Raw genomic sequence first — 9,462 nt, 5'->3', positions numbered from 1 at the left:
CCAGCGCTCGCCGTCCTGATCAAAGTTCGAGGCCATGTCGCCATGGACCACGCGCTTGCCGGTGGCGAAGACGAAATTGGCGAACATCGGCAGCACGGTGCCGCCATCCGTCGAGACGAGCTCCTGCATTTCGAAATACATCGCGCGCCGCTTCTCTTCGTCAAGCTCGGCCCGGGCCATGACCAGAAGCTCGTCGAAACGTGCATTCTTCCAGTAGCTGTCGTTCCAGGCCGCGCCGCTGTCGAACGCCGTGGAGAAGATCTGGTCCTCGGTCGGACGTCCGCCCCAATACACTGCGGCGAACGGGTCTTTCAGCCAGACATCGGACCAGTAGCCGTCATTCGGCACCCGCTTGACGTCGATGGTGATCCCCGCAGGCGCTGCGGAGTTCTGGTAGAGCACGGCTGCATCCACAGCACCCGGGAAGGCCGCATCGGCCGCCGAGAGTTGGACGTTCACGCCATCCAGTCCGGCTTCCTTGAGGTAGAACTTGGCCTTGTCCGGATCATAGGGCGTCTGCGGCAGATCGGGATTGTGGAAGCGATAGCTCGGCCCGATCGGCTGGTCATTGCCCACGGTCCCGTGGCCGAAGAGGATCTTGTCGACAAGTTCCTGACGGTTGATCGCATGTTTCAACGCGAGGCGCACATTCACATCGTCGAGCGGCGCGGTGTCTGCGCGTGCGGCGAAGCTGTAATACTGCGGACCCGCGATGGATTCGATGGAGATGTCGGCATTGCGCCCGAGAAGTGCGACCGTCTTGAGGTCCAGCTTGTCGATCGCGTCGACATCGCCCGAGACCAGCGCCGTGGTCCGCGCGTTGAGATCGACGATGGACAGCATCTCGACCGTGTCGATGAAGCCGCGATTCTGGTCCCAGTCGTCCTGGAAACGCTCGAACCGGGCCACGACGCCGGGATCGAACTCGACCAGCTTGTAGGGGCCGCAGCCATCGCCGGAGCGCCAGTCGATGCTGCCTTCGCCGTCAGAGGGGCAGATTGCCATGTGATAGTCGGTGAAGACGAAGGGGAAGTCGGCGCTGCCGCTTTCCAGTTCGAACACGACCGTGGAGTCGCCCTCCTTGGAAATATTGACGATCGGCGCAACCAGAGGCTTGGCGACCGAGGTCGAATCCTCGCCGCGGTGATAGTCCACCGAGGCAATCACGTCGTCCAGCGTCACAGGCTTGCCGGAGTGGAAGGTCATGCCGGAGCGGATCTTGAACCGCCAGATCTTTGCGTCGGGGGTGGCTTCCCAGCTTTCGGCCACGTCTGGCTCAAGCGACCCGTCGACACCGACCTTGGTCAGGAAGCCGTTCATCCCGTAGGTCAGCGCCACGGTGAAACCGTTGGTCCAGGTCGCGGGATCCAGCGTATCGGCGGTGTTGCCGTGGCCCTTGGCAACCCGGATCGAGCCGCCGCGCTTCTGTTGTGCCAGCGCGGGACGGGTGCCCAGAAGGGTGCCTGCGGAGATCAGGCCGGCCGCAGCAGCGGTGGTCCCGAGAAAGGCGCGGCGGGTCGGGCGGGCGAAGGTCGGAGTTTTGCTTTTGTAGCTCATACTTCCCTGTCTCTTTTTCTGGCCGGAGCGGCGAGTGGTTCCGGCGCTGTCGTTTTTTGACATCGAGTGTCGGTTTTGAAAGATAGGCGCAACCAAGGCGAAAGGGAAGCCTGAGCTGCTGCCTGAGTTTCACTGCAAGAGTGCGTCTTCGAAGGGAAATTGCGACAGCAGCTCGGTCCCGGTCTCGGTGATCAGGAGCTGCTGTTCCAGCTTCACGCCCTCGCCTCCGTCTTCCGCGCCAATGAAGCTTTCGACGCAGATCGTCATGCCGGGCAGGATCTCGCCATCGTAGCCGGCATCGGGGAAATCGCCGTGGTGGTAGAGATAGGGATATTCGCCGCTCATCCCGCAGCCATGGGCCGAGAGATAGTAGCGGTGGGCGTAATATGTCTCGGGGATGTCCCAGGCCGCGTCCGCATAGTCCCGAAAGGACATGCCGGGGCGCAGGATCGACATGTTGTGGCTCACCTGCTCATGCGCGGTCTTGTAGAGCGCGCGCTGGGTCTCGGTCGGCGCGTCGGGGCCGGCATGGAAGGTGCGGGAGAAATCCGCGTAATAGCCGTGGCAGCCGACCACGTCGGTATCCAGCGCGATGAGCTGGTTTTCCCCGATCACGTTCGGGCCGGTCTCCTGAAACCACGGGTTGGTGCGCGGGCCGGCATTGAGCAGGCGGGTCTCGATATAGTCGCCATTCCGGGCGATGATCGAGCGGTGCAGCACGGACCAGAGCTCGGCCTCGGTCAGGCCGGGGCGGATGGCGGCGCGCAGCTCGGCCATGCCGCGTTCGGTGGCGCGCAGCGAGGCGCGCACGCAATTCATCTCCTCGTCGGACTTGATGGCACGGGCCATCTCGACAGGCTCCTGCGCATCGACCACGCGCAGCCCGCCCTCTGCCAGCGCGATGGCGACGCCGGCATTCATCCGTTCCAAGCCGACGGTCGCGTCGCCGCGCCCCAGCACTTCCGCCAGAAGGTCCATCATCTCCCGCGCCCAACCGCGCTCGCGCGCCGCGATATCGGGACCTGTGGCGACGAAGCTGGCGGTTTTCGCGGGGCGGACCTCGTCCACCGTCTCGTAGCCTTCGCCGAGATGTTCGGCGCCGGTGAATTCGAAGAGGATGGAGCGGTCCGCCGTCAGGACGAGGTAGCGAGAGGGGGCGTTGCGGGAGGTGAAAACCTGCATGTTCCGCGTACCGGTGGCGTAGCGTATATTGATCGCGTCCGAGAGGATCAGCGCGTCGATGCCGCGCGCGGCCATTTCCGCGCGGACCCGACCCAACCGGTAGAGGCGAACGGCGGCGAGGTCGATCCCTTCGCTCTCGGGCGCCCGGTCGAGCAGGGCAAGGTCATGCAGGTCGGATCGTTCCGCGTGCCAGTCAAAGGTCGTCATAGGAATCCCCGTGCTGATGTTGCCGCGAGACTGTCGGCAAGCCGGGGCGGTGGATCGTCTGTTTGCGACATTGCGAGGCAATGACGCCCGGTTTCCGAATTTCGGGCCGGGATCCGCGTGGATCGCATCGCGACGAGGTCTGTTTGCGACACCTCTTCCGCGCAGGTTTTCTCCTCCAGGCGCCCGCATCGGGGAGGGTCGGGCGCAGCGGGGCTTCCGCGCAATCCGGCCGCTCGGAGAAACGCGATCCTTTCGTCCGCAGAGAATCATCGTAGCCGACAGAGTTGGACTCTCTAAACTGCTGTTTTTTTAGGATTGCCGGGCAGGCGACGCCGTCACGTCGCGGGCAATGAACCGTTCCGACAAGGGGGGGGATACGATTTCCCTAGGGGAAGGTTAAGATTTTCCCGAGCCGGGGTAGAACTCACGGCCAGTTCGTGTTTGGGTAAAGGCATGTCGTTTTTGAGCAATCTCTCCCAGCCTTTGCAGGAAACGCTCGAAGACCAACGGCGCATCAACGACGCCGGCTGACAAACTTTATTCAACAGGAGACCAGAATGCCGAAGAAGGACAAGGTCCTGATAGACAAGATTGCAGATGCCGCCCGCACTGGCCGCATCTCTCGCCGGGACTTTCTGAACACCTCGATCGCCGCTGGCCTGACGGCGACCACGGCCACCGGTCTGTGGACCACGAAAGCAGCCGCGCAGCCCAAATCCGGCGGCACCTTCCGCTGGGGCCTGCATGACGGCAACACCTCTGACACCCACGATCCGGGCACCTATGTGTCGCGCCAGATGATCTATCTGGCCCACACGCACCGCTCCTACCTGACGATGATCATGGGCGACGGCTCGCTCGGCCCGGACATCGCCGATAGCTGGGAAGCCTCTGCCGATGCCTCCGAGTGGACCTTCAAGATCACCGAGAACGCCTCGTTCCACAGCGGCAAGAAAGTTACCGCCGACGACGTCATCGCCTCGCTGAACCACCACCGCGGCGACGCCTCGACCTCGGCGGCCAAGGCGCTTCTGGCCGATGTTGTCGACATCACCAAGGACGGCGATTACACGATCAAGATCGCGCTGACCGGCGGCAATGCCGACCTGCCCTGGCTGATGACCGACTACCATTTCGCCATCTGCCCGGCCAATGACGACGGCACGATTGACTGGAAATCCGGCGACGGCACCGGCCCCTACAAGATCGATGGTGGCGAGTTCGGCGTGAACTGGCAGCTTACCCGGCACGATGGCTGGCACCGTGAAGGCGCCTATTTCGACAAGGTCGAGATCCTCGTGCTGAACGACCCGAACGCACGCCAGACCGCTCTGGTCACCGGCGATGTGGATGCGGTCTCGATCATCGAGCTCAAGACCATGTCGCTGCTGCAGCGCGATCCGAATGTCACGATCCACAACATCCCCTCGGCCGGTGCCATCACCATGCCGATGCATTGCAACAAGGCGCCCTTCGACAATCCGGACGTCCGCAACGCGATGAAACTGGCGATGGACCGCGACGAGATCATCGAGAAGATCGCCTTCGGCGCAGCCACCAAGGGCAATGATTTCCACCATTCGCCGGCCCAACCCTACTGGCCCGAGGACATTCCGCAGCGCGAGTATGATCCCGACCAGGCCAAGTCGCTGCTGAAGAAGGCCGGGGCCGAGGGGCTCAAGGTCAGCCTGAGCACCGCCGACAGCGTCTATGCCGGTTCGGTGGACATGTGCGTCCTCTATGCCGAACAGGCCAAGGCAGCCGGGATCACCATCGATGTCGTGCGCGAGCCGAACGATGGCTACTATTCCGATGTCTGGCTCAAGAAGCCGTTCAGCCTCGTCTCCTGGGGTGCGCGCCCGACGCCGGATGTCATGTACACGCTGGCCTACAAGTCGGATGCGGCCTGGAACGAGAGCTACTGGGTCAATGATCGCTTCAACGAGCTGCTCATCATGGGCAAGGCGGAGCTTGACGACGCCAAGCGCGCCGAGATCTATCGCGAGATGGGCATGATCGCCCGGGACGATGGCGGCACCATCATCCCGTTCTTCAACAATTTCGTCTATGCCAGCCGCTCGACGATCGGCACGCCCGACCAGATGGCGGCGAGCTGGGAATGCGACGGTGCCCGCGCGGCAAGCCGTTGGTGGTCCACCAGCTGATCTGAAAACAACCGGCCCCGGCGCAGACCTGCGCCGGGGCCGTTCGTTCCGGTGGTATTGTGCGACCGAGCTCAAGGCCTTGCCCCGGACGGCGCCCTCCCGTGAAGGCGAGGGAGCGCCATTAACATAAAAGAAACGCGCATCCGGCAGCCGGTCGTCATGCGGAGCTTCGGAGGGATATATGGGCGACCTCTCAAGGCTGGTCTTCAAGAGACTGGGCTTCGGTCTCATCACCATTCTCGTGGTGTCGGTACTGATCTTCTTTGCGGTCGAGCTTCTGCCCGGCGACATCGCGCAGGCCGTGCTCGGACAGGGCGCGACCGAGGAAACCGTGGCAGCCATGCGCGAGCAACTGGGCCTCGACCGACCCGCCTTCGTGCGCTATTTCGACTGGCTCGGCGGCGCCGTGACCGGCGATTTCGGCGTTTCACTGGTTTCGGGAGAGCGGGTTAGCGAAGCGATCTCCGACCGCTTCGTCAACACGCTCTTCCTGGCGTCCTATGCCGCGGTCATCGCGGTTCCGATCTCGATCATGCTGGGCGTCTTCACGGCGCTTTATCGCAACACGATCTTCGACCGGGTTGCCAACGTGATGACGCTGACGACGATTTCCTCACCGGAGTTCTTCCTCGGCTACATCCTGATCCTCTTCCTTGCCGTCCGCGCGACCATGTTCCCGGCGATCTCCAGCCTGAGCAGCGACATGAGCCTGCTGGAGCTGCTCCACCGCGCCTTCCTGCCGATGCTGACGCTGGTGCTCGTTGTCACCGCGCATATGATGCGCATGACGCGGGCCGCGATCATCAACCTTCTGGCCTCGCCCTATATCGAGATGGCGCGGCTCAAGGGCACGCCGCCCTGGAAGGTGATCGTCAAGCACGCCCTGCCCAATGCCTGGGCGCCGATCATCAACGTCGTGGCCCTGAACCTTGCCTATCTCATCACCGGCGTGGTGCTGGTCGAGGTGGTCTTCGTCTATCCGGGCATCGGACAACTCCTCGTGGACGCGGTTGCCAAGCGTGACTTCCCGGTCGTGCAGGCCTGTTGTCTCATCTTCGCCGCCACCTTCATCCTGCTGAATCTTGCAGCCGATGTCGGTGCGATCCTCACCAACCCGCGCCTGCGGCATCCGAAGTGAGGCTGGCATCATGAGCAATTTCGTCATCATCTACTACGCGGCCCTGATCGCAGCATCCTGCCTCGCGGCCTATTACAAGCAACGTTCCGTCTTCACGCTGATATTCTCGCTGACGCTGATCTCCTTTGTGTTGGGGATTATCGGCGGGGCAGGGGCGCTGCGCTTCGTGGCCACTGCGGCCTTCGTGCTCGCGCTTGCGGCCGGCACCTCCTATTGCTTCCGCGAGTTCCTGATCATGATCTCGAAGCCGGGCCTGGCCAAGGAGCTGCGCACCGCGCCGCTTACCGCAGCCTTCGGCATGTTCGTGATCTTCACCTATGCCATCGCCGGTATCTTCGCGCCCTGGATTGCGCCGCATGGAGAGGCCGAGATCATCGGCCAGGCCTTCGCGCCGCCGGATGAGACCATGCTGCTGGGCGCCGACCAACTTGGACGCGACATGTTCAGCCGCATCATATATGGCGCGCGCAACTCGGTCGGGCTGGCGCTTGTCGCCACCATGCTCGCCTTCATCATGGGTTCTATCGCGGGGCTTCTGGCCGCGGTCAAAGGCGGCTGGTTTGACCAGCTCATGGGCCGGGTGGCCGATGTGATCATGTCGATCCCGTCGCTGATCTTCGCGCTGCTCATGCTGTCGATCTTCGGCACCGGGCTTCAGGTGATCGTGATCGTGGTCGCGGTGATCTACTCGCCGCGGGTCTTCCGCCTGACGCGGGCGGTTGCCGGCAATATCGTCGTGATGGACTACGTCGAGGCGGCCAAGCTGCGCGGGGAGGGGGACTGGTACCTGGTCCGAAAAGAGATCCTGCCAAACGCAACCGCGCCGTTGATCGCTGAGTTCGGGCTGGAGTTCTGCTTCGTCTTCCTGCTGATCGCGGGTCTCAGCTTCCTTGGCCTCGGTATCCAGCCGCCCACCGCTGACTGGGGCTCCATGGTGCGCGAGAATGCGACGCTGATCTCCTTCGGTGACATCACACCGCTGATCCCGGCGGCGGCCATCGCGCTGCTGACGGTGGCGATCAATTTCGTCGTCGACTGGATGCTGTTCCGCACCTCCGGCCTGAAGGAGCAATAAGATGCACGACAAGTTCAAGGACGCGGAAGTCCTGCTGGAGATCAAGGATCTCAAGATCGAGGGCTATTCCGACGAGACCTGGGTGCCGATCATCAAGGGCGTCGATCTGACGTTGCATCGCGGCGAGGTCATGGGGCTGATCGGCGAAAGCGGTGCCGGAAAGTCCACCATCGGGGCCGCCGCCATGGGCTATGCCCGTGACGGCACCCGCATCTCCGACGGCTCGATCGAGTTTGACGGGATGGAGCTGACCACCGCCTCCGAGGCCGAGCGGCGCGCCCTGCGCGGCTCGCGCATCGCCTATGTCGCGCAATCGGCGGCGGCCTCCTTCAACCCGTCGCACAAGATCATCGACCAGCATACCGAAGCCCCGGTCCATTACCGCATCAAGAAGCGGATGGAGGCGCAGGAAGACGCGATGGAGCTCTATGAGCGGCTGCGTCTTCCCAACCCGCAGGAGATCGGCTTCCGTTATCCGCACCAGGTTTCGGGCGGACAGCTGCAGCGGGCGATGACCGCGATGGCCATGTCCTGTCGACCGGACCTGATCATCTTCGATGAGCCCACCACGGCGCTCGATGTGACCACCCAGATAGAGGTGCTGGCCGCGATCCGGGACATCGTCGACCAGTTCAACACCGCGGCGATCTACATCACCCATGACCTCGCGGTCGTGGCGCAGATGGCGGACACGATCAAGGTGCTGCTCAAGGGCGAGGAGGTCGAGCAGGCGCCGACACAGGTGATGCTGGACAATCCTCAGGAAGACTACACCAAGAGCCTCTGGGCGGTGCGGAGCTTCCACTCGCCACAACGCCACCGCCCGACGGACAGTTCGCAGCCGCTGATTTCAGTGCAGAATGTCGATGCGGCCTATACCGGTGGGGTCAAGGTTCTGGACGATGTGTCCTTCGACATCTACCCGGGCATGACCGTGGCGGTCGTGGGCGAATCCGGCTCGGGCAAGTCGACCACGGCGCGCTGCATCACCGGGTTGTTGCCGCCGATGTCGGGGCAGATCCTGTGCAATGGCGAGCCCCTGCCGCCGCGTTACAAGGACCGCACGCGGGACCAGCTTCGTCAGGCGCAGATGATCTACCAGATGGCGGATACGGCGTTGAATCCGAAGGTTCGCATCAGCGATATCATCGGCCGCCCGGCACAGTTCTATGGTGGCCTGCATGGTCCTGCGCTGAAACAACGGGTGGACGAGCTGCTGGACCTGATCGAGCTCGATCCGTCCAAGTATTACAGTCGCTACCCACCGGAGCTTTCAGGCGGTCAGAAACAGCGGATCGGAATCGCCCGGGCGCTGGCGGCAGAGCCCAATTTCATCATCTGCGACGAGGTCACCAGCGCTCTCGACCAACTCGTGGCCGAGGGGATCCTCAAGTTGCTCGACCGGCTTCAGGACGAGCTGGGTCTTGCTTACATGTTCATCACCCATGACCTGGCGACCGTGCGGTCGATCGCCGACGAGGTGGTCGTGATGCAGCATGGAACCGTGGTGGAGCAGGGGCCCAAGGACGAGATGTTCACCCCGCCGCATCATCCCTATACGGACCTGCTTCTGTCCTCGGTGCCGGAGATGGATCCCGAATGGCTGACCACCGTGCTCGAGGAGCGCGGCGTCGATAACATCGGAGAAGCTGCGGACAATTGATCGCCCGCCCATTGCCCGAAAGGACCGACCGCTCCCGCTCTGGGACCGGTCGGTTCCGAGACATGGGCCTCTGTCCGACACATGCGAAAACCAGCCCGGTGCGCGCCTTTCGGCGCGTCCGGTCACGATATGCTTCGGGTGGGTGTGTTTGGCGCCTGGCGTCCGCTCAGAGAATGGCGTTTGCCGACAGCGCCAGCGTACTGACAAGGACGGCATAGACCAGCAAGAGCGCGGGCAGGGTACCAGCGCGCGATTGGTATTCGCGGATCATGTCGTCGCGTGTCAGCATCGCAACCTCCAACAAAAATGGAAAAACCCGTCCTCTATCGGGCTCAATTCCCACGTAGGGCTTCGGATTCATCCTATCAAGGAATTTTCTTCGAAATCGTGAATATCAGGCCGCTCGTTGCCGAGTGGTGTCGCAAATTGAACGATGACTGTCGTTTTCGATATTCGGTTGGAAGCTGGTACCGCT

Annotated in this window: 7 protein-coding genes; 4 read left to right on the top strand and 3 right to left on the bottom strand. The window is 62.8% G+C overall.

Translation table 11 applies throughout. From position 1 onward, the window contains the following. Both R3X27_RS22130 and R3X27_RS22125 read right to left on the bottom strand, forming a co-directional pair. On the bottom strand, positions 1 to 1,557 hold a 1,557-nt coding region (locus tag R3X27_RS22130; protein ID WP_317711080.1), incomplete at its 3' end, for an ABC transporter substrate-binding protein. A gap of 129 nt (positions 1,558 to 1,686) precedes the next feature. Further along, a complete protein-coding gene (locus R3X27_RS22125; protein ID WP_317711079.1) occupies positions 1,687 to 2,946 on the bottom strand; it encodes a Xaa-Pro peptidase family protein in 1,260 nt (419 codons plus the stop codon). 557 nt (positions 2,947 to 3,503) lie between these two features. On the opposite strand from R3X27_RS22125, the gene R3X27_RS22120 reads away from it, so the two are divergent. The 4 genes from R3X27_RS22120 (at position 3,504) to R3X27_RS22105 (ending at position 8,987) form a co-directional block, all read left to right on the top strand. After that, positions 3,504 to 5,111, top strand: a complete 1,608-nt coding sequence (locus R3X27_RS22120; RefSeq protein WP_317711078.1) for an ABC transporter substrate-binding protein — start codon at positions 3,504 to 3,506, stop codon at positions 5,109 to 5,111. A gap of 181 nt (positions 5,112 to 5,292) precedes the next feature. Beyond that, complete coding sequence (locus R3X27_RS22115) at positions 5,293 to 6,249, top strand: ABC transporter permease (protein WP_317711077.1); 957 nt, start codon at positions 5,293 to 5,295, stop codon at positions 6,247 to 6,249. A 10-nt stretch (positions 6,250 to 6,259) separates the two neighbouring features. Then, on the top strand, positions 6,260 to 7,324 hold the full coding sequence (locus R3X27_RS22110) for an ABC transporter permease (RefSeq protein ID WP_317711076.1): 1,065 nt from the start codon (positions 6,260 to 6,262) through the stop codon (positions 7,322 to 7,324). A gap of 1 nt (position 7,325) precedes the next feature. Continuing rightward, positions 7,326 to 8,987 (top strand): ABC transporter ATP-binding protein, encoded by a 1,662-nt coding sequence (locus tag R3X27_RS22105; RefSeq protein ID WP_317711075.1) that lies wholly within the window; start codon positions 7,326 to 7,328, stop codon positions 8,985 to 8,987. 166 nt (positions 8,988 to 9,153) lie between these two features. On the opposite strand, the gene R3X27_RS22100 is transcribed toward R3X27_RS22105, so the two are convergent. Next, a complete protein-coding gene (locus R3X27_RS22100; protein ID WP_317711074.1) occupies positions 9,154 to 9,276 on the bottom strand; it encodes a hypothetical protein in 123 nt (40 codons plus the stop codon). Positions 9,277 to 9,462: the final 186 nt, after the last annotated feature.

This window comes from Tropicimonas sp. TH_r6 (assembly GCF_033101155.1).
In the GTDB taxonomy this organism is placed as follows: Bacteria; Pseudomonadota; Alphaproteobacteria; order Rhodobacterales; family Rhodobacteraceae; genus Tropicimonas.
The sequence above is the reverse complement of the archived record's forward strand: the minus strand, read 5'-3'. Positions and strand labels throughout refer to the sequence as shown.